Origin of the sequence: Frigoribacterium sp. PvP054, from assembly GCF_040547465.1 — a bacterium.
Classification (GTDB): Bacteria; Actinomycetota; Actinomycetes; order Actinomycetales; family Microbacteriaceae; genus Frigoribacterium.
Genome location: NZ_JBEPPU010000003.1, coordinates 148380 through 167473, shown reverse-complemented (window position 1 = coordinate 167473; position 19094 = coordinate 148380). Strand labels below are relative to the sequence as shown.

Here is a 19094-nt window from a genome sequence, read left to right as displayed (position 1 = left end):
CCCGTGTTGGCCGGGGCCAACCGGATCGTCCGCGCAGACGACTACCGAAACACCGTGCGCCGTGGCCGCAAGTCGGGCACGGCGCACTCGGTCGTCTACGTGCGTCGTCGTGACGACGACCTGATCCGGTTCGGCTTCATCGTGGCCAAGACCGTCGGCAACGCGGTCGTGCGCAACACGGTCCGTCGCCGACTCAAGGGCGTCTGCCACGAGCTGCTGCCGACGCTGCCCCCGGGGGTCGACGTCGTGATCAGGGCCTTGCCAGGCAGCCCCGACGTTGCGTGGTCTACCCTGCTCACGGACATCTCCGAGGTGGTCGGCAGGGGCGTGAGGGCATGACGAGAGCGGCGCAGTTCGTGGGGTTGCTGCCCCGCAACGCGTGCGTGCTCGTCCTCCGCGTCTACCGCGCGGTCGTCTCACCGATCTACGGCGACGTCTGCCGCTACTACCCGTCGTGTTCGAGGTACGCCCTCGAGGCCATCCAGCTGCACGGCGTCGTGCGCGGCGTGGCGATGGGCAGCTGGCGCATCGCCCGGTGCCACCCCTGGGCAGCGGGGGGCGTCGACGACGTCCCCGAGCCCCGTACACAGAAGTACCGCGTCACGAAGTCCGGCTTCGTGACACCGCGATCCACCGCCGACCTCGTCGGATCCGGCCGGATCGTCGCACAGAGCCACGGAAAGGGCTGACCCGAACACCATGGACTTCATCGGCACCATCCTCTGGCCCCTGAGATGGGTCGTCGAGGCGATCCTCGTCGGCTTCCACAACGTCCTCACGGCGTTCGGCATGGACACCGCGGCCGGCAGCACCTGGGTGCTCTCGATCGTCGGACTCGTCCTCGTGGTGCGGGCCTGCCTCATCCCCATCTTCGTGCGGCAGATCAAGAGCCAGCGTCGCATGATGGAGATCGCGCCCCGGCTCAAGAAGATCCAGGACAAGTACAAGGGCAAGCGCGACCAGTTCAGCCGCGAGGCGATGTCGCGCGAGACCATGGCGCTCTACAAGGACACGGGCACCAACCCGCTCAGCTCGTGCCTGCCCCTGCTGATCCAGATGCCGATCTTCTTCAGCCTCTACACGGTGCTGCACAACGCCCAGCAAGAGAAGGTGGGCATCGGCCTGCTGAACGCGGCCCTCTCGAACTCGTTCGGCGAGTCGGCGCTCTTCGGCGCCCCCCTGAAAGAGACCTTCCTCGGGGCCACCACGTGGGAGGTCCGTCTGATGGCCGGCGCGATGGTGGTCATCATGACCGCCTCGCAGTTCATCACCCAGCTGCAGATCGTCTCGAAGAACATGTCGCCCGAGACCAAGGCGAGCCCCATGTTCAAGCAGCAGCGCATGCTCTTGTACTTCCTCCCTCTCGTCTTCGTCTTCTCGGGCCTCTCCTTCCCCCTCGGCGTCATGTTCTACTGGCTCACCTCGAACATCTGGACGATGGTGCAGCAGTTCCTGGTCATCCGGAACATGCCCACCCCCGGCAGCGAGGCGGCCCTCGCCCGTGAGGAGCGCCTCGCGAAGAGGCAGCAGCGCAAGGGGCTGCCCACCATCACCGTGACCGAGATCGAGTCGGCACCCGCCGTGCCCAAGACGACCCAGCGGACGCAGCCCGTCGGCAAGAACCGCGCCAAGAAGCAGAACGGCCCCAAGAAATGACCTCTGACGACTCCACGACCGACATCGTCGAGCCCGCCGCCGAGAACGGCGACGACGCCGCCTCGACCGACACGCAGGAGGCGCGGGTCGACTCCGACGGCCCGTCGGACGTCCTCGACGAGGGCGACATCGCGGCCGACTACATCGAAGAGCTGCTCGACATCTGCGACTTCGACGGCGACATCGACATCGAGGTGCGCGGGGGCCGCTCGTACATCTCGGTCGACTCGAGCGGAGAGCAGAAGCTCCGCGTGCTGTCCAAGCCCGACACGGTCAACGCCCTCCAAGAGCTCACCCGCATCGCCGTGCAGACGAAGACGGGCGAGTTCTCCCGCCTCATCCTCGACATCGGTGGGTCGCGTGCGACCCGTGAGACCGAGCTCGAGCGCCTGGTCGACCACGCGGTCACCAAGCTCGAGGACGGTGCGACGTCGGCCTCCCTGCCCCCGATGTCGTCCTACGAGCGCAAGCTCGTCCACGACATCGTCGCCGCCCGTGGCTTCACCTCGGAGTCCGAGGGCGAAGGCCGCGACCGGCACACCGTCATCACGCGTCCCTGAGCCGTCGCATGACCGACACGTCGACCCTCGAGGCCGAGCCGGCCGTCGCCACCGAGATCTTCGGAGATCGGATCGACGTGGTCCGAAGTTACGTCTCCGACCTCGCCCAGCACGGTGAAGAGTTGGGCCTCATCGGGCCGCTCGAACTTCCTCGCCTCTGGACGCGCCACATCGTCAACTGCGGCCTGTTGGCTCCTCTGCTCGTCGCCGGCCGGGTCGGAGACATCGGGTCGGGTGCCGGCCTGCCCGGCCTCGTCCTCGCCGCGGCTCGACCCGACGCCACGCTGGTGCTCATCGAACCGATGGAACGTCGGGTCGACTGGCTGACGGCCGAGGCCGAGCGGATGGGCCTCGACAACGTCGAGGTCGTCCGGGGCCGCGCCGAAGAGGTGCAGTTGGACGGGTGGCTGGATCAGGCGACGGCGCGAGCCGTGTCCGCCCTGTCGAAGCTGATCCCTCTCACGGCACCCCTGGTCAAGACCGGCGGACAGTTGCTGCTGATGAAGGGTGCCCGGGTCGACGACGAGATCACCGCTGCCCGCAAGGTCATCGCGCGACACCACCTCATCGACGTCGAGGCTCGTGAACTGGGTGTGGGGCTCGTGGACGAGACGACACGCGTCTTCATCGCCACGCTCGACTAGGCTGCGACCCAGTTAAAGGCCACCTGGCCAGGAGTTCTCACGCGAGACCCTTCCTTGTGTCGACTCCGACAGAAGCGGCCGCCACGGGCTGTGCCCGGCCGTGTCGCCTGTCGTTGTCGGGTGCTCACGATAGACTCGGCCTTCGATCCCCGACGACCACCATGCCGACATCCGGCCGACGTGGTCACTCCTCCGGGTTGGTCGTTTCACGTGAAACATGGCGATACGGAGACCCTCAGTGAGTTCCTCGGCTGACGACGACAGAAGCACTCCCCTGGCCCGAGAGCTCGCCGACCTCAACCGCCGGAAGCAGGCTCTCTCACGCGAGCCCTTGCCGGCTCCGGCCGAGACCCGTGTCATCACCGTGTCGAACCAGAAGGGTGGGGTCGGCAAGACCACCACCACCGTGAACCTCTCGGCCGCCCTCGCCCGCAGCGGTGCCAAGGTCCTCGTCATCGACCTCGATCCCCAGGGCAACGCCTCGACCGCGTTGGGCGTCGAGCACCGTGCCGAGACGCCGAGCGTCTACGACGTCGTGGTCAACGACGGTGCGGTCGCCGACGTGGTGCAGAAGAGTCCCGAGTTCGACACCCTCTTCTGCATTCCCGCGACCATCCACCTGGCCGGAGCCGAGATCGAGCTCGTCTCTTTGGTGGCCCGTGAGCAGCGCCTGAGCCGTGCGCTCTCGGAGTACCTGACCGAGACCGAGAAGGCCGGTGAGCGCTTCGACTACGTCTTCATCGACTGCCCACCGTCGTTGGGTCTGCTGACCATCAACGCCTTCGTCGCCGCCAGCGAGGTGTTGATCCCCATCCAGTGCGAGTACTACGCCCTCGAGGGTCTGAGCCAACTGCTGCGCAACATCCAATTGATCGAGAAGCACCTGAACCCCCGGCTCAAGGTGTCGAGCATCCTGTTGACCATGTACGACGGTCGGACGAACCTGGCTCAGCAGGTCGTGGCCGACGTCCGCGAGCATTTCCCTGATGAGGCGCTCAACACCCTCATCCCACGGTCCGTCCGGATCAGCGAAGCGCCGGGTTACGGGCAGACTGTCATCAGTTACGACACCAACTCCCCCGGGTCCATCTCGTACCTCGAGGCGGCCGCCGAACTAGCACGTCGAGGAGCACCCCAGTAATGGCAACCAAGAGAACCGGTCTCGGCCGCGGCATCGGAGCCCTCATCCCCGTCTCGGACGAGAGTCAGGACCGTCCGGTCGACGTGTTCTTCCCCACCGCGCAGCAGACGGCGGACGAGCTCATCGCCGTGCCCGGTGCCCGGCTGGCGAACCTCAACCCCCTCGACATCACGCCGAACGCCCAGCAGCCCCGGGCGGAGTTCCGGGCCGAGGAGCTCGCCGAGCTGGTGACGTCGATCCGTGAGGTGGGCGTCCTGCAGCCGATCGTCGTCCGGCCCGTGAAGAAGGCTGGCAAGGGTGCTGCCCAGTACGAGCTGGTCATGGGTGAGCGGCGACTGCGCGCCACGAAAGAACTCGGTCTCGCCACCATCCCCGCGATCGTCAAGGACACCGCAGACGACGCGATGCTGCGCGATGCGCTCCTCGAGAACCTGCATCGAGCCGAGCTGAACCCGCTTGAAGAAGCATCCGCCTATCAGCAACTTCTCGCCGACTTCGGCATCACGCAGGACGAGCTGGCCACGCGCATCGGTCGCAGCCGGCCGCAGATCACGAACACGCTAAGGCTGCTCCGTCTGCCTGCCACCGTCCAGCGTCGCGTCGCCTCCGGCGTGCTGACGGCAGGCCATGCTCGTGCCATCTTGAGCACGGGAGACCCGGTGCTCATGGCGCGGCTGGCCGACCGCATCGTCAACGAAGACTTGAGCGTCCGGGCCGCGGAAGCCATCGCTGCAGGCGGTAGCGCCAAGCCCAAGTCGACGCGGACGGCGACACCGGGCAAACACCAGGCTCACCTCGACGAAGTAGCTGAGAGCCTCGGTGACCGGTTCGAGACGCGGGTCAAGGTGTCGCTGGGTGCTCGCAAGGGCTCCATCACCATCGACTTCGCCTCGATGCAGGACTTGAACCGCATCCTGGGTCAGCTCGGTCACGAACAAGAGAGCTGATCAGTCGGCAGCGATCTCGTTGTTTCACGTGAAACCCCGTGCCAAGCCCTGGGTGAAGAGCACGATCAACGACTCTCGCCTGTCCTGACAGTCCTCGAGAGTTACGTTTCACGTGAAACCGTCCGCGTGTTGTCCTAACTTCGACGTCGACGTCGACTTTGTTCTGCCGGCCACATGACCGACGGAGGTCGCACTTCTCCTGCTGTGTGCTGCGTAGGTGTGCTGTGTGCTGCGTGCGTGTGCTGGGCGCTGGGCGGGTGTGCTGTGCGCTGGGCGCCTGGCGCCAGGCGGCACTTGTCAGGCGCGCGGCTCGAAGTGCATGATGCGAGGGGTCAGGTGCTGAACGCTCCCGCTCGCGCTCATGTTTGCATTCCCGCTCCCCGTCACTGATCGCAGCCTCATCCTCACTCCCCCTCCCGTCTTGGTGCTCCGCCGCTGATGCGGGCGGTACCTGAAGAAGCTGATCAGGGCCCACCCGGGCTTGATATCGCTCATCGTCGAGTCTGTGTTCGCCGGCAGGGGTGGCACGTGCGTCCATCGGAAGGCCCCGGCCCGGCACCTCGGATCGACCGGAGCGAGTCCGCCGAGGCTCGCTCCGGAGGCCGTAGCCGGGGCACCGGGCCTTCGTCATGGCTACCGTGGCTGTGGCTACGGCATCCGACCAGCCCGTTCGCTTGAATCCCGAATCGATCACTCGTCACTGCACACGAACGTGGAGCGCCCGTCGACCGGTGCGGAACGACGTCACATGTTCTCTGAGAAGTCACAGACTGATGACGTTTCACGTGAAACGTCCTCGGAGCGTCAGCTCAACGCTGGTGGTCGGTGACGGCCTTCTCGGCGAGGGCGGCGTAGAACATGCCGAGCTCGTAGCCCGCGGACTCCAGGGCCATGGGGACGAGGGACGTCTCGGTCAGTCCAGGCAACACGTTGACCTCGAGGAACCACGGCGTCCCGGCGGCGTCGACGATGAGGTCGACCCGCGACAGGTGTCGCAGTCCGAGGGCCTCGTGGACGGCGACGGCAGCTCGGGCGGCGGCTTCGGCGGCCGACGGCTCGAGGCGCGCGGGTGTGTAGAACGTGGTCTCGCCAGCGTTGTACCGTGCCTCGAAACCATAGAACCCCTGTCGAGGGACGATCTCGACGGCGGGCAGGGCGAGGGGTCCGTCTCCCGTGTCGATCACGCCGACGGCGATCTCGGTGCCGGTGATCTTCTGTTCGACGATGACGTCGTCGCAGTACGTGTAGGCGTCGACCATGGCGCGAGGCAGTGCCGACACGTCGTCGACGACCGTGACACCCTGAGCCGACCCCCCTCGCGCAGGCTTGACGACTACGGGCACGGGGTGCTCGTCGGCGATGGCCGCCAGCACGCCGGCGGCTCCGAGTTCACGGAACGCGTCGTGCGACAAGGTGATGCCGCGCGGCGTGGACACGCCCACGCGTCGGGCGAGCTCCTTGGCCGTCGGTTTGTCCCAAGCCAGTCGAGCCGCTGCTGCCGTGCTGCCGACGAACGGGACGTCAAGCGCCTCGAGCAGTCCTCGCAGGGCACCGTCCTCACCGCTGGCGCCGTGCAGGGCGGGCCAGACGACGTCGGGCCGGGACGTGGTCAGGTGGCCGAGCAGCGTCGCGTCGGGATCGCGGAGCTCCACCTCGATGCCGTGGGTCGCGAGACTGTCGACCACGCGCCTCCCGGATCGCAGGGACACGTCACGCTCGTGCGAGATGCCGCCGGCGAGGACGGTGACGCTGTGCAACGGGCTCGATGCCATGGTGGGCCCTCCTCGGGTGCCGCGGTGCGCGTATGTGCTGTCACCGGCCGACCTCGATGTGTCTAAAGTGCTGGTCAGTTGGTGTTCGGGGGCGGGACGACGACGCTCTGCGGACGGGCGGCCGGGTTCGACAGGCCGGCGGCCGAGAACGTCCGCAGCAGGTCGAGCTCGCCGTTGACGACGGCCGCGAGCCGTGCGACTCCGGTGCGGATCGACTCGGGTGTCGGGTAGCAGAACGAGAGTCGGATGTTCTGTCGCCCCTGGCCGTCGGCGAAGAAGGCGGTGCCGGGCGTGTAGGCGACGAGCTCTTTGACGGCCCGGGGCAGCATCGCCTTCGAGTCCAGCTCGGGGGGCAGCCCCACCCAGACGAAGAAGCCGCCGTCGGGGACGTTCCAGCTGAGCTTGGGCAGGTACTCGCCGAGGGCCGAGATCATCGCGTCGCGTCGTTCGCGGTAGAGCCCTCGGAAGGTCTCGATCTGTCCTCGCCAGTCGGCCTGGTCGAGGTACTCGGTGATGACGAACTGCCCGAACGAGTTGGGTGACAGCGTGGCCGACTCGTTGGCCAGGATGAGCTTCTCGCGGATCGCGTGCGGGGCCAGCGCCCACCCCACCCGGAATCCGGGCGCGAGCGTCTTCGAGAACGAGCCGAGGTAGATGACGCCCTCGTCGTCGATCGAGCGCATCGCCTGGGGTGCGGGCTGGTCGAAGTAGAGCAGGCCGTAGGGGTTGTCCTCGAGGACGAGGATGCCGGCCGAGCGGCAGATCTCGAGGATCTCGACCCGGCGGGCCCAGGTTAGCGTGACGCCGGCCGGGTTGTGGAAGTTCGGGATCGTGTAGAGGAACTTGATGCGTCCGCCGCGGGCCGTGACGCCCGCGACGGCCTCACGCAGCGCCTCGGTCACGAGGCCGTGCTCGTCCATCGCGACGTGGACGACGTCGGCCTGGTAGGCCTTGAACACCCCGAGGGCCCCGACGTAGCTCGGCGATTCGGCCAGCACGACGTCGCCGGGGTTCACGAACAGGCGGGTGACCAGGTCGAGGGCCTGCTGCGAGCCGGTCGTCACGACGACGTCGTCCGCGCTGCCACGGATGCCCTCCATGGCCATGATCTGCATGATGTGCTCACGGATGGCCGGGGTGCCCTGACCGCTGCCGTACTGCATGGCCATGGCTCCCCCGTCGGCCATGACACGGTCGATCGCGCCGGTGACGAGCTCGCGGGGCAGCGCCGAGACGTATGGCATGCCGCCGGCCAGGGACACGACCTCGGGGCGCGAGGCCACGGCGAAGAGGGCTCGGACCTCGGAGGCGCTCAGGCCGGCCGTGCGGTCGGCGTACGAGTCGTACCACGGGTCGAGGTTGGTGCCCTTGTCGCTCATCGGTGTCCCTGTTCTGTCAGAGGGTGCTGCGGTCAAGACTATGCCCGTCCGGGCCGGGGACGACGAGGGCCCGCCCAGCGTGTGCTGGGCGGGCCCTCGTCGTGGTGTCGGCGTCGACTACGCGATGAACTCCGCCAGGTCGGCCTCGAGGGCCGGCTTCGGCTTGGCGCCGATGACGGTCTTGACGACCTCGCCGCCGCGGTAGACCTTCATGGCCGGGATCGAGGTGATCTGGTACTTCATGGCGGTCTGCGGGTTGTCGTCGACGTTGAGCTTGACGATCTCGATCTTGTCGCCGTGCTCGGCGGCGATCTGGTCGAGGATGGGCGAGACGGCGCGGCACGGGCCGCACCACTCGGCCCAGAAGTCGACGAGGATCGTCTTGTCGGAGTTGAGGACGTCGGCCTCGAAGGACGCGTCGGTCACTGCTTTGGCGCTGCTCATGGTGTTCCTTTCGTCAGGGTGATCTGGGTTGGCTTCGGGAGGCGCGGGTCAGGCGACCACGGACTCGGACGTCTCGACGCCCTCGGCCGACCCGATGGTCTGCTCGGCTAGAAAGGTCTGGTCGAGCGAGGCCAGGTAGTGCTCGACGTCGAGCGCCGCGACGGTGCCGGACGCCGCGGCCGTGGCGGCCTGTCGGTAGGTCGCGTCGATGACGTCGCCCGCGGCGAAGACGCCGGTCAGGTTGGTCTTCGAACTGCGGCCCTGCACGGCGATGGTGCCCTCGGAGGTCAGGTCGACCTGGCCGTGCACGAGGTGCACGCGGGGGTCGTTGCCGATGGCGATGAAGAGGCCGTCGAGGTCGAGGTCGCTCGTGCTGCCGTCGACCGTGTCGGTCAGGGTGACGCCGGTGGCCTTCTCGCCGCCGAGGATCGCCGTGACCTGCTTGTCGAACAGGAACTCGATCTTGTCGTTCGCGTGCGCCCGGTCCTGCATGATCTTGGACGCGCGCAGGCTGCTCGAGCGGTGGATCACGTAGACCTTCGACGCGAAGCGGGTCAGGAAGGTCGCCTCTTCCATCGCCGAGTCGCCGCCGCCGACGACGGCGATCGCCTTCTCCTTGAAGAAGAAGCCGTCGCACGTGGCACACCAGCTGACGCCGCGGCCGCTCAGGCGCTCTTCGTCGGCGAGGCCGAGCTTGCGGTAGGCGCTGCCCGTGGCGAAGATCACCGTCAGGCTCTCTTCGACGGTGCCGTCGCCCAGCGTGACCTTCTTCACGTCGCCGGTCAGGTCGACCGCGGTGACGTCGTCCAGCAGCACCTCGGCGCCGAACTTCTCGGCCTGCTCCTGCATCTTGAACATGAGCTCGGGGCCCTGGATGCCGTCGGGGAACCCGGGGAAGTTCTCGACCTCGGTGGTCTTCATGAGCTCGCCGCCGGCCTCGACCGAGCTCGCGACGATGAGGGGGCGGAGACCGGCGCGGGCGGCGTAGATGCCGGCCGTGTAGCCGGCGGGGCCGGAGCCGATGATGATGACCTGGCGCATGGGCACCTTCCTGGGGATGGACTTCACGAGCGGGAAGACGACGGGCGGGTGGTGGCCCGCGCGGTCGGATCCCTCGATCGTCTGGTGGAACGCATCCTACCGACGGGGCATTCCCGGGCGGTCAGCGTCGGCGCAGGCGGGACAGTGCGGGCGCGAGACGGGTGGTGACCGGGGTGGTCAGCGCGCGCAGTTCGGGGATGCGCGTGACCCAGAGCAGGGCCAGGTACACGACGGCCATCACCACACCGGCCACGACGACCGTGACGATGCCCTGCACCCGGCCCGCCTGTGCGAATCCGTAGGGGACGAAACCACCCATGGAGGCGACGACGACCAGGCCGACGACGCCCGCGACGAGCGAGAAGACCGAGAACTGCACGTAGCGCCGCAGCACCCAGCGGCCGTCGATGCCGCCGAGGCGCCTCTTGACGACGACGAGGGCGACGACCGCCTGGGTCGAGCCGGCGATCGACGTCGTGACGGCGATGGCGACGGCGATGCTCTGGGGGGCCACGACGACGGCGGAGAGACCGACGCCGGCGACGAAGACGATCGACTGGACGAGCTGCAGGAAGAACGGGGTGCGCTGGTCGTGCATCGAGTAGAAGACCCGCTGCACGATGAAGAGCACGCTGAACAGCACGAGGCCGGGCATGTAGCCGAGGATCACCTGGGCCGTGCGGGTCGAGCCGGCGAAGTCGACCTCGAAGAACCGGGCGAACGGGTAGGCGACGACGCACATGGCGACGGCCGCGAACACCATGAACATGCCGATGGCCCGCAGCGACTGCGACATGTCGACCCGCACGGCCGTGAGGTCTCCGCGTGAGGCGTGCCCGCTCATGCGCGTGAAGTAGGCGGTGCCGATCGAGACGGCGATGATGCCGTGGGGCAGCATGAAGAGCAGCCAGGCGTTGGCGAGCACGGCGTTCGAGGCACCCACCTCGCTGCCGAGGGTCGCGACACGGCTCTGGACGAGGCCCGCCAGCTGGGTCACGAGGACCATGCCGAAGAGCCAGCCCGCGGCCTTCCCGGTGGCGCCGAGGCCGACGCCCCGCCAGCGGAAGTCGGGCCGGAAGCCGAGTCCGGCCCGCCGCCAGAAGAGCAGCAGGAAGGCGGCCTGGGCGAGGACGCCGAGGGTCGCCGTGGCCGCGATGACGAAGATCCGGTCGGGCGTCCAGACCGCGACCGCGGAGTTCTCGACGGCCCCGCCGAACAGGACCATGAACACGACCAGGCCGACGATGGCGACGACGTTGTTGAGCACGGGGGCCCAGGTGAAGGGCCCGAAGACCTGTCGGGCGTTGAGCACCTCGCTCAGCAGCGAGTACATCGCGTAGAAGAAGATCTGGGGCAGGCACCAGTACGCGAACGCCGTGGCGAGGGCGAGCTGGTCGGAGGTGAACCCCGCCCCGCCGTCGGTGCTCTGCTGCGCGTAGAGCCGGACGAGCACGGGGGCGAGCAGCGTGCCGACGAGGCCGACGACCGCGAAGACGATCGTGCCGAGGGTGACGATCTTGTTGACGAACCGTTGCCCGCCGTCGTCCGAGGTCGCCGCCCGGACGATCTGCGGCACGAGCACCGCACTGAGCAGACCGCCCGCGATGAGGGCGTAGATGTTGTTCGGCAGCTGGTTCGCCAGGGCGAACGAGTCCGCCGCGCGGCTCGCCGACTGCCCGATCGCCGCGGCCAGCACGGCCGCCTTCACGAACCCGAGGACGCGCGAGACCATCGTCCCGGACGCGAGGAGGATGCTGGCGCGACCGAGACCGCCCTGGTTGCTCACATGGACTCCTGGACGGGCGGCGCGGTGGCCGCATCGGGTGTCGGGCCGTCGTCGGAGGACCGGGCCTCGTCGCGCGCCCTGCGGCGCTTGCGGAAGGTGCGGTAGAGGCCGCCGACGAACAGGGCGGCGAAGGCGACGCCGAAGATCCAGGTGATGGCGGTCTCCCACCCGGCCTGGACCGACAGCGGGACCTCGACGGGCGTCGCGATGGCGATGCCCGACAGGCTGACGAGCTGCAGCTGCACCGAGACGGTGCCGTTGGCCACCGACTGGACCGGCACGCTGACGCGGGTCTGCGACTGGGGCTGGATCGTCACCTCGATCGGGCTGCGCTCGATCGAGAGGATCGAGTTCGAGGGCGTCAGCTCGAGCATCACCGTCGCGACCGAGTCGGTCCGGTTCTCGAGGTAGAGCGGCAACGCCGACCGGTCGCCGAGGATCGAGATGGGCGACCCCTGGACGACCGCCACGAGACCGGAGGTCGCGGTCGCCTCGGCCACGGCGGAGGCCACCTCGGCGGGGAAGCCGTCGACGTTGTCACGCCAGGCGTGCGAGGCGAGGGCCATGGTGCGCAGGCGGGCGGTCTCGGTGACCAGCTGCGGCTGGGCGAGGGCGGTCGCGAAGTCGACGACCTTCTGGTCGGCGGACACGAGGTCACGCAGCTGGGCCAGGCGGGCGTCGCTCTCAGGGCTGTCGACGACCGTCGCCGTCGACGGCGTGCTCGACAACGCGTCGGTCAGCGTGGCTCCGCTCACCCACGGCAGACCGTCGACGGCCTGCAGCGTGCGGGTGAGGAACTGACCGGTCGACGGCCACTCGCGCCCGAGCGTCGTCAGCAGGGTGCGGGCGTCGCTCGGGCGTTCGTAGGCGACGGTCGCGATCGTCGCGGACAGCTGCGCCATCGTCGCCTGCCACTCGGCGAGGGTCGTCGCCTCGGCCGCCTGGGTGAGCAGGGTCGACAGGGGCTCGTCCGAGACGACGGCCGGGACGCCGTCGACCGTCACCGCGGCGTTCTCGGTCGAGTCGCCCTCGACGTCGACGTTGTCGCTCGAGAGGATGGTCGACGTGTACGACCCCGCGGCGAAGGCCGTGAGGTCGGCCCCCACGACGGACGACTGGCGGGGCCAGACGACGCCCTGCTGGGTCCACGGGAAGTCCAGCAACTGCTCGGTGGTCGGCAGGGTCACGCCGTCGGCGGGTGTCTCGGACGGGGTCGGCTCGTCGGTCGGCGCGTCGGTCGACCCGTCGCTCGGCAGGGCGGACGGGTCGGCTCCGGCGACGCCCGTGCCCGAGCCGTCGGCCGCGGCGGGCGTCTCGGCGCTCGGCGCGTCGGTGGGGGTCTCGGTCGGGGCCACCAGGCCCTCGAAGCGGTCGGGGTCGACGAGCGTGTCGAGCGAGGTCACGGTGGGCACGGTCGAGGCGCCGGCCTGGCGCAGCCCGGCGATGTCGGCGTCGGCGTACGCCAGGGGGAAGGTGTCGTTCGGCAGGGCCTGCAGCTCGGCGAGCCAGTCGAGGGCCGACTGCGGCGCCTCGGTGCCGAGCAGGCGGATCGACGCGACGATCATCGGGTCGACGCCGAGGGTCGCTCCCGTGCCCGTCACGGCGTCGAGCTCGCGACGCAGCACCCCGCCCTCGGAGGTGTAGGCGGCGAGGGCCGAGGCGTCGAGGACGCCGGTCTCGCTCTCGGGCGTCGTGATCGGCACGGCGACCGCGACGCGGGTCGGCTGGAAGCTGTCGGCCGGGTACCAGACCACGCTGCTGCGGGTCTGCGCCACCTGGCCGCCGGACGCGTCGAGCACGCGGGCCCCGAGGGCTCGGGCCCCGAAGGTGCGGCCCGCGAGGCCGAGGCCGGAGGCGGGCACGACGACCGTGTCGAGCGCGACGGACGTCCCGGCCGCGACCGCCGGCACGTCGACCTGCGCTATCTGGCGCCCGAGGTAGTCGTCGCCCGAGACGTCGTCGGGATCGAGCCACGAGGCCAGCTTGGAACGGGTGGTGAACGGCTCACGGTCCAGGTAGATGCGGGCCGTGCTCGCCGCGAGGTCGGAATCGCCGCCGTTCGAGACCGTGACCCCGAGGGTGAGGTCGTCGTCGGGTCGCAGCACGCCGTCCAAGGCCGGTTCGACGGTCATCGTGACCCCGTCGCCGACCGGTGCGGACGCGGCCCGGGCCGTCGTCGCCGGCAACCCCGCCGACACGACGAACACCGCCAGCAGGGCGGCGATCACGGCGAAGAAGAGTCTCATGGGCGTCAGGTGTCGACGGCAGCAGGGGCCGTTCGAGCATGCCGAGTCTAGGCAACGCGGACCGGGAAGCAGCGGCGAAGCGCCTGCGAGGCGGGGAGTGAGGCACCGTGAGGCGGGGAGTGAGGCACCGTGAGGCGGGGAGTGAGGCACCGTGAAGCGGGGAGGGAGGTGCGGCGAGGTGGGGCGGGACCGACCGCGCGGTGCGCCGGGGCTCAGCCCGCGCCTCCTCGGCTGTGGCAAGGTTGTCCGTCATGGACAGCGTCGCACGGGCCCTTGAGCGACTGGACGATCTGGCCGCCACCCCCCGCATCGAGAAGCTCGCCGCCGCGTTCGCCGAGGCCGGTCACGAGCTGGCCCTCGTCGGCGGCCCGGTGCGCGACGCCTTCGTCGGTCGGCCGGTCAACGACCTCGACTTCACCACCGACGCCGACCCCGACCGCATCCTCGCGATCGTCGCGCCGCTGGCCGAGGCGCACTGGGACGTCGGCCGGGCCTTCGGCACCATCGCCGCCCGCGTCGACGGCGAGACCGTCGAGATCACGACCTACCGCAGCGACGTCTACGACGGCGAGACTCGCAAGCCCGTCGTCGAGTTCGGCGACACGCTCGAGGGCGACCTCGTCCGACGCGACTTCACCGTCAACTCGATGGCGCTGCGGCTGCCCGAGCGCGTCCTGGTCGACCCGTCCGGCGGCGTCGAGGACCTGCTGCAGGCCCGGCTCGCCACCCCGGGCACGGCCGTCGACTCGTTCCGCGACGACCCGCTGCGCATGATGCGGGCCGCCCGCTTCACGGCCCAGCTCGGCTTCACCGTGTCGGACGAGGTGCGCGAGGCGATGACCGCCCGCGCCGAGACCCTGTCGATCGTCTCGGTCGAGCGCGTCGCCGACGAGCTGTCGAAACTGCTCAAGACCGAAACCCCCCGAGGCGGTGTCCGGCTGCTGGTCGACACCGGACTGGCCGACCACGTCATGCCCGAGCTCGCCGCCATGCGCCTCGAGATCGACGAGCACCACCACCACAAGGACGTCTACGAGCACAGCCTCACCGTGCTGGACCAGGCCATCGGCTACGAGCGCGAGCGGCACCCGGGCCAGGCCCCCGACCTCACGCTGCGCCTCGCGGCCCTGCTGCACGACTGCGGCAAGCCCGCCACCCGCCGTCTCGAGCCGGGCGGGGTGGTCACCTTCCACCACCACGACGTCGTCGGTGCGAAGCTCGCGAAGAAGCGATTGAAGGCGCTGCGCTTCGACAACGACACCATCGCCGCCGTCTCGCGCCTGATCGAGCTGCACCTGCGGTTCTTCGGCTACACCGAGGGCGCCTGGACCGACTCGGCCGTGCGGCGGTACGTCCGCGACGCCGGTGACCAGCTCGAGCGGTTGCACATGCTGACCCGCGCCGACGTCACGACCCGCAACCGGCGCAAGGCCGACCGGCTCGGCTTCGCCTACGACGACCTCGAGGAGCGCATCGCAGAGCTGCGCGAGCGCGAGGAGATCGACTCGCTGCGACCCGACCTCGACGGCGTCGAGATCCAGCGGGTGCTCGGCATCGGCCCGAGCCGCGAGGTCGGCGAGGCCTACCGCTTCCTGCTCGAGCTCCGCACCGAGGAGGGGCCGCTGGGGGCCGAGGTCGCCACCGAGCGCCTGCTCGCCTGGTGGGACGCACGCGGGGGCGCTGGGGAGTAACCGGTCCTGAGGGTGTCGACCCGCGCCTCCTCGGCGGTGCCCGGCCTCCCGGCCGAGGGCGCGGCATTGATTCAGGAGGCGCGCTCGGCTACGCTGGGAAGGTTGCGTCTGCCTCTCGGCCGACGCAGCGTCATGAACACCCTCCTGTCACAGACCGTCTGTGACCGTCAAGTCCGAAGGAGGTGGGTTAGTCATGCACCAGTACGAACTGATGGTCATCCTGGACCCCGAGATCGATGAGCGCACCGTCGCCCCGAGCTTGGACAAGTTCCTCAACGTCATCCGCAACGACGGTGGCACCGTCGACAACGTCGACATCTGGGGACGCCGCCGTCTGGCCTACGAGATCAACAAGAAGACCGAGGGCATCTACGCCGTCGTCAACCTGACCTCGAACCCGGCCGCCACGGTCGAGCTCGACCGCCAGCTGGGTCTCTCCGAGGCCGTGCTGCGCACCAAGGTCCTGCGTGCCGAAGAGGCGATCGCCATGGTCGCCGCCGCCAAGAAGGTCAGCGACGAGAAGGCCGCCCGCAAGGCCGCCAACGCCGCCGCCGCCCCGGCTGCTCCCGCCGCCGAGAAGGCTGCCGAGTAGTCCGATGGCAGGCGAGACCGTCATCACAGTGGTGGGCAACCTCACCAGTGACCCCGAGCTGCGCTACACGCAGAACGGGCTCGCGGTCGCGAACTTCACCATCGCGTCGACCCCCCGCACGTTCGACCGCGCGTCGAACGAGTGGAAGGACGGCGAGGCGCTCTTCCTCCGTGCCAGCGTCTGGCGCGAGTTCGGCGAGCACGTGGCCAGCAGCCTCACCAAGGGCAGCCGGGTCATCGCTCAGGGCCGGCTCAAGCAGCGCTCGTACGAGACCAAAGAGGGCGAGAAGCGCACCAGCATGGAGCTCGAGATCGACGAGATCGGCCCCTCGCTGCGGTACGCGACCGCCCAGGTGACCCGCGCCTCCTCGTCCCGCGACGGTGCTGCCGGTGGCGGTTCCTTCGGGGGCGGCGCCGGTGGTGGCAACCGTGGTGGCCAGCCGGCCCAGGTCGGCGGCGGTCAGGCGCAAGAACCGTGGGGTCAGCCCGCCGGCGGCCAGGGTGGCAACACCTCGGGCGGCGACGTCTGGAACACCCCCGGTGGCAACGGCACCTACAACGACGAGACGCCCTTCTAGGCGTCGTCGTTCCCCTTCAAGTACTTCTTCATTCATCGAAAGTAGAAACCAATGGCTGGAAAGAGCAGCGGCGACCGCCGCAAGCCCCTCCGCGGCAAGGGCGGCAAGAACGCCGCTCCCGCGAAGTCGATCCGCGTCGGTGTCATCGACTACAAAGACGTCGCGACCCTGCGCAAGTTCATCTCGGAGCGTGGAAAGATCCGCGCCCGTCGCATCACCGGCGTCTCCGTCCAGGAGCAGCGCCTCATCGCCCGTGCCGTGAAGAACGCCCGTGAGATGGCGCTCCTCCCCTACGCCGGCTCCGGCCGCTGATCGGAAGGACCACCATGTCGAAGGTAATCCTGACCCACGAGGTCTCCGGCCTCGGTTCCGCCGGTGACGTCGTCGACGTCAAGAACGGCTACGCCCGCAACTACCTGGTGCCCCAGGGCTTCGCCGTGGCGTGGAGCCGCGGTGGCGAGAAGCAGGTCGCGCAGATCCGCACGGCCCGCGAGACCCGCGAGCTCAAGACGATCGAAGAGGCCCACGACCTCAAGCAGCGTCTCGAGGCCCAGAAGATCCGCCTCACGGTGAAGACCGGTGCCGACGGCCGCCTGTTCGGCTCGGTCCGTCCGGCCGACGTCGCCGACGCCGTGACCGCCCAGGGCGTCGCGACGATCGACAAGCGCAAGGTCGAGATCCCCTCGGCCATCAAGGTGACGGGTGAGCACGAAGCCACCCTCCGCCTGCGCGAGGACGTCATCGCGACGATCACGCTGACGGTCGTCTCGGCCAAGTAGTACCCCGGGTGCTCCGGCGCCCCGGGTGCTCAGGCACCTGCTGTACGCGAGAGCGGCGGTCCCCCTCGGGGGCCGCCGCTCTTCTGCGTGCCAGGGGCGAGGTGCAGGGCTCGCAACGAACCCCGTTCACGAAGGTGAACCCCGTTTTCTCGGGGTTCGTCTTCGTGAACGGGGTTCTTCTCGTGCCGTGCCGTGCCGTGCACCGTGCCTCCTCGGGGCGGCACGTGGTCGCCATGAACCCGGTTTCGAACGATGAACCCGTTCGCAACCGGGTTCATCGCTCGAAACCGGGTTCTTCGGCAGAAGAAGACGCGGGGCAGGGGCGGCTGGCGTGACACCGAGGGGGCGCGGGGTCGAGGAGGCGCGGGGCGGCTGGTGTGACACCGGGCGGGGGACGAGGAGGCGCGGGGCGGGGAGGCGGGGAGGCAAGGAGGCGCGGGGCGGCTGGGGCGGGCACCGCGCCTCCTCGACTTCTCGCGTTGACAGGGCGGGGTCTCGCGTTGACGGGGCGGGGTCGCGTTGACAGAGCGGGGTCTCGCGTCGACAGGGCGGGGTCTCGCGTTGACAGGGCGGGGTCGCTCGTCTACTGTCGTGGAATCGGTTCCATGGAATCGATTCCACGACGAGGCACCGGCGACGGAGCCCGCAGGGCACCCGCATCACTACGACGAGGTAGAGACCGATGAACACCGTGACGATCAGGGACGTGGCGCAGCGCGCCGGCGTCTCGGCCGCGACGGCGTCCCGCGTCCTGTCGGGCAACCCCGCGACGTCGCCCGAGGCCCGTTCGCAGGTCGAGCAGGCCGCCCGTGAGCTCGACTTCCGTCCGAACGCCCAGGCCAGGGCGTTGCGCTCGACGCGGTCCGACACGGTCGGGCTGCTCGTCTCGGACGTCCGCAACCCGTTCTTCGCCGACCTCGCGCACACCATCGAGCAGTCGCTGCTCGAGCTCGGCTACGTCACCCTGCTCGGCAACGCCAACGAGAACCGCGCCCAGCAGGACCGCTACCTCGACACCCTCATCTCGCGCCGCGTCGACGGCGTCATCGTCGCCCCGCAGGGCACCGACTCGGCGAGCATCGACTCGCTGCTCGCCCGCGAGGTGCCGACCGTGTTCGTCGACCGGACGATCCCGGGCGTCGACGTGCCGAGCGTGACGACCGACAGCACCCCGGGCATCCGTGCCGCCGTCCAGCACCTGGTCGACCTCGGTCACGAGCGCGTCGGCTACGTCGCCGGGCCGCAGAGCGTGTCGACCGGCCGCGAGCGACTCGAGGCGTGGAGCGCCGCAGCCGCCGAGCTCGGCCTCAGCACCGACCCCGAGCTGGTCTACGTCGGCGACTTCCAGTCGGCCAGCGGGTCGGCCGCCGTGCACGCGCTGTTCGAGCTCGACGAGCCGCCGACCGCGATCCTCGCCGCCGACAGCCTGATGGCCGTCGGCGCCATCGCCATGCTCAACCGCCTCGGCATGCGCATGGGCACCGACGTCTCGGTGATCGCCTTCGACGACATCGAGTGGTTCTCGCTGCTCGACCCCGCGCTGACCGTCATCGCGCACAGCGTCGAGGAGATGGGCCGCATCGCCGTCCAGCTGCTGCACGAGGTCATCGACGGGTCCACCCCCGACTCGGTCGTGCTGCCCAGCGAACTGATCGTGCGCGAGTCGACGACCCGCGCCTCCCGCGGAAGCGCAGGAGGCGCGACGGGCGGTTCCGCGACGGTCACCTCCGCGACGCGCGAGACCCCCGCGACCCGCGCCTCCTCGTCCCCCACCGGCCCGACCGGCCCGACCGGCCAGACCGGCACCACCACACCCCCACCCCTCGGCAGGAACTGACC

At 69.4% G+C, this 19094-nt stretch carries 19 protein-coding genes; 13 read left to right on the top strand and 6 right to left on the bottom strand.

Going from position 1 to position 19094, the window contains the following annotated elements:
• Nucleotides 1-3 precede the first annotated feature (3 nt).
• From rnpA to ABID81_RS06350, 7 genes are all read left to right on the top strand, one after another.
• Nucleotides 4-339 carry a ribonuclease P protein component gene (gene rnpA, locus ABID81_RS06380; RefSeq protein WP_354593977.1) on the top strand — a complete coding sequence of 112 codons (336 nt, stop codon included), beginning with the start codon at nt 4-6 and terminating at the stop codon, nt 337-339.
• Nucleotides 336-689, top strand: coding sequence for a membrane protein insertion efficiency factor YidD (yidD, locus tag ABID81_RS06375; protein WP_354593976.1), 354 nt, complete (start codon nt 336-338; stop codon nt 687-689). The genes rnpA and yidD overlap by 4 nt, the downstream gene beginning before the upstream one ends.
• Before the next feature lie 10 nt (nt 690-699).
• Nucleotides 700-1656, top strand: a complete 957-nt coding sequence (yidC, locus tag ABID81_RS06370; RefSeq protein WP_354593975.1) for a membrane protein insertase YidC — start codon at nt 700-702, stop codon at nt 1654-1656.
• Nucleotides 1653-2216, top strand: a complete 564-nt coding sequence (locus ABID81_RS06365) for a Jag family protein (RefSeq protein ID WP_354593974.1) — start codon at nt 1653-1655, stop codon at nt 2214-2216. Before yidC ends, ABID81_RS06365 begins: the two co-directional genes overlap by 4 nt.
• Before the next feature lie 8 nt (nt 2217-2224).
• Entirely contained in the window at nt 2225-2860 is a 636-nt protein-coding gene (gene rsmG / locus ABID81_RS06360) for a 16S rRNA (guanine(527)-N(7))-methyltransferase RsmG (protein WP_354593973.1), read from the top strand.
• Nucleotides 2861-3077: 217 nt separating this feature from the next.
• Nucleotides 3078-4001 (top strand): ParA family protein, encoded by a 924-nt coding sequence (locus ABID81_RS06355; protein ID WP_488628537.1) that lies wholly within the window; start codon nt 3078-3080, stop codon nt 3999-4001.
• On the top strand, nt 4001-4948 hold the full coding sequence (locus ABID81_RS06350) for a ParB/RepB/Spo0J family partition protein (RefSeq protein ID WP_354593971.1): 948 nt from the start codon (nt 4001-4003) through the stop codon (nt 4946-4948). Before ABID81_RS06355 ends, ABID81_RS06350 begins: the two co-directional genes overlap by 1 nt.
• 809 nt (nt 4949-5757) lie before the next feature.
• Here ABID81_RS06350 and ABID81_RS06345 read toward each other — a convergent pair.
• The 6 genes from ABID81_RS06345 to ABID81_RS06320 all read right to left on the bottom strand — a co-directional run bounded on the left by ABID81_RS06345 (nt 5758) and on the right by ABID81_RS06320 (nt 13616).
• Complete coding sequence (locus ABID81_RS06345) at nt 5758-6720, bottom strand: D-alanine--D-alanine ligase family protein (protein WP_354593970.1); 963 nt, start codon at nt 6718-6720, stop codon at nt 5758-5760.
• 74 nt (nt 6721-6794) lie between these two features.
• Nucleotides 6795-8099 carry an aminotransferase-like domain-containing protein gene (locus ABID81_RS06340; protein ID WP_354593969.1) on the bottom strand — a complete coding sequence of 435 codons (1305 nt, stop codon included), beginning with the start codon at nt 8097-8099 and terminating at the stop codon, nt 6795-6797.
• A gap of 117 nt (nt 8100-8216) precedes the next feature.
• Nucleotides 8217-8543, bottom strand: coding sequence for a thioredoxin (trxA, locus tag ABID81_RS06335; protein ID WP_043595317.1), 327 nt, complete (start codon nt 8541-8543; stop codon nt 8217-8219).
• Between the two features lie 48 nt (nt 8544-8591).
• Entirely contained in the window at nt 8592-9584 is a 993-nt protein-coding gene (trxB, locus tag ABID81_RS06330) for a thioredoxin-disulfide reductase (RefSeq protein WP_354593968.1), read from the bottom strand.
• A 121-nt stretch (nt 9585-9705) separates the two neighbouring features.
• Nucleotides 9706-11370 carry a murein biosynthesis integral membrane protein MurJ gene (gene murJ, locus ABID81_RS06325; RefSeq protein ID WP_354593967.1) on the bottom strand — a complete coding sequence of 555 codons (1665 nt, stop codon included), beginning with the start codon at nt 11368-11370 and terminating at the stop codon, nt 9706-9708.
• Nucleotides 11367-13616, bottom strand: a complete 2250-nt coding sequence (locus ABID81_RS06320) for a DUF6049 family protein (protein ID WP_354593966.1) — start codon at nt 13614-13616, stop codon at nt 11367-11369. The genes murJ and ABID81_RS06320 overlap by 4 nt, the downstream gene beginning before the upstream one ends.
• A 251-nt stretch (nt 13617-13867) precedes the next feature.
• Between ABID81_RS06320 and ABID81_RS06315 the strand changes: the two genes are divergently transcribed.
• The 6 genes from ABID81_RS06315 (at nt 13868) to ABID81_RS06290 (ending at nt 19092) form a co-directional block, all read left to right on the top strand.
• A complete protein-coding gene (locus ABID81_RS06315; RefSeq protein ID WP_354593965.1) occupies nt 13868-15307 on the top strand; it encodes a CCA tRNA nucleotidyltransferase in 1440 nt (479 codons plus the stop codon).
• Between the two features lie 193 nt (nt 15308-15500).
• The gene (gene rpsF, locus ABID81_RS06310; RefSeq protein ID WP_056260245.1) at nt 15501-15899 is read left to right on the top strand and encodes a 30S ribosomal protein S6; all 399 of its coding nucleotides are present in this window, start codon (nt 15501-15503) and stop codon (nt 15897-15899) included.
• 4 nt (nt 15900-15903) lie between these two features.
• On the top strand, nt 15904-16476 hold the full coding sequence (locus ABID81_RS06305; protein WP_354593964.1) for a single-stranded DNA-binding protein: 573 nt from the start codon (nt 15904-15906) through the stop codon (nt 16474-16476).
• Nucleotides 16477-16527: 51 nt separating this feature from the next.
• Entirely contained in the window at nt 16528-16788 is a 261-nt protein-coding gene (gene rpsR, locus ABID81_RS06300) for a 30S ribosomal protein S18 (RefSeq protein WP_043595327.1), read from the top strand.
• A 14-nt stretch (nt 16789-16802) separates the two neighbouring features.
• The gene (rplI, locus tag ABID81_RS06295) at nt 16803-17255 is read left to right on the top strand and encodes a 50S ribosomal protein L9 (protein WP_354593963.1); all 453 of its coding nucleotides are present in this window, start codon (nt 16803-16805) and stop codon (nt 17253-17255) included.
• Between the two features lie 682 nt (nt 17256-17937).
• Nucleotides 17938-19092, top strand: coding sequence for a LacI family DNA-binding transcriptional regulator (locus tag ABID81_RS06290; RefSeq protein WP_354593962.1), 1155 nt, complete (start codon nt 17938-17940; stop codon nt 19090-19092).
• Nucleotides 19093-19094: the final 2 nt, after the last annotated feature.

What these genes read in the sequence shown, in the direction of transcription:
- trxA (WP_043595317.1), bottom strand. Translation starts at nt 8,543, where the DNA reads ATGAGCAGCGCCAAAGCAGTGACCGACGCGTCCTTCGAGGCCGACGTC.
- trxB (WP_354593968.1), bottom strand. Translation starts at nt 9,584, where the DNA reads ATGCGCCAGGTCATCATCATCGGCTCCGGCCCCGCCGGCTACACGGCC.
- rpsF (WP_056260245.1), top strand. Translation starts at nt 15,501, where the DNA reads ATGCACCAGTACGAACTGATGGTCATCCTGGACCCCGAGATCGATGAG.
- ABID81_RS06320 (WP_354593966.1), bottom strand. Translation starts at nt 13,616, where the DNA reads ATGAGACTCTTCTTCGCCGTGATCGCCGCCCTGCTGGCGGTGTTCGTC.
- ABID81_RS06345 (WP_354593970.1), bottom strand. Translation starts at nt 6,720, where the DNA reads ATGGCATCGAGCCCGTTGCACAGCGTCACCGTCCTCGCCGGCGGCATC.
- rplI (WP_354593963.1), top strand. Translation starts at nt 16,803, where the DNA reads ATGTCGAAGGTAATCCTGACCCACGAGGTCTCCGGCCTCGGTTCCGCC.
- ABID81_RS06365 (WP_354593974.1), top strand. Translation starts at nt 1,653, where the DNA reads ATGACCTCTGACGACTCCACGACCGACATCGTCGAGCCCGCCGCCGAG.
- ABID81_RS06315 (WP_354593965.1), top strand. Translation starts at nt 13,868, where the DNA reads ATGGACAGCGTCGCACGGGCCCTTGAGCGACTGGACGATCTGGCCGCC.
- ABID81_RS06350 (WP_354593971.1), top strand. Translation starts at nt 4,001, where the DNA reads ATGGCAACCAAGAGAACCGGTCTCGGCCGCGGCATCGGAGCCCTCATC.
- yidD (WP_354593976.1), top strand. Translation starts at nt 336, where the DNA reads ATGACGAGAGCGGCGCAGTTCGTGGGGTTGCTGCCCCGCAACGCGTGC.
- rsmG (WP_354593973.1), top strand. Translation starts at nt 2,225, where the DNA reads ATGACCGACACGTCGACCCTCGAGGCCGAGCCGGCCGTCGCCACCGAG.
- ABID81_RS06290 (WP_354593962.1), top strand. Translation starts at nt 17,938, where the DNA reads ATGAACACCGTGACGATCAGGGACGTGGCGCAGCGCGCCGGCGTCTCG.
- ABID81_RS06305 (WP_354593964.1), top strand. Translation starts at nt 15,904, where the DNA reads ATGGCAGGCGAGACCGTCATCACAGTGGTGGGCAACCTCACCAGTGAC.
- ABID81_RS06340 (WP_354593969.1), bottom strand. Translation starts at nt 8,099, where the DNA reads ATGAGCGACAAGGGCACCAACCTCGACCCGTGGTACGACTCGTACGCC.
- ABID81_RS06355 (WP_488628537.1), top strand. Translation starts at nt 3,078, where the DNA reads ATGGCGATACGGAGACCCTCAGTGAGTTCCTCGGCTGACGACGACAGA.
- yidC (WP_354593975.1), top strand. Translation starts at nt 700, where the DNA reads ATGGACTTCATCGGCACCATCCTCTGGCCCCTGAGATGGGTCGTCGAG.
- rpsR (WP_043595327.1), top strand. Translation starts at nt 16,528, where the DNA reads ATGGCTGGAAAGAGCAGCGGCGACCGCCGCAAGCCCCTCCGCGGCAAG.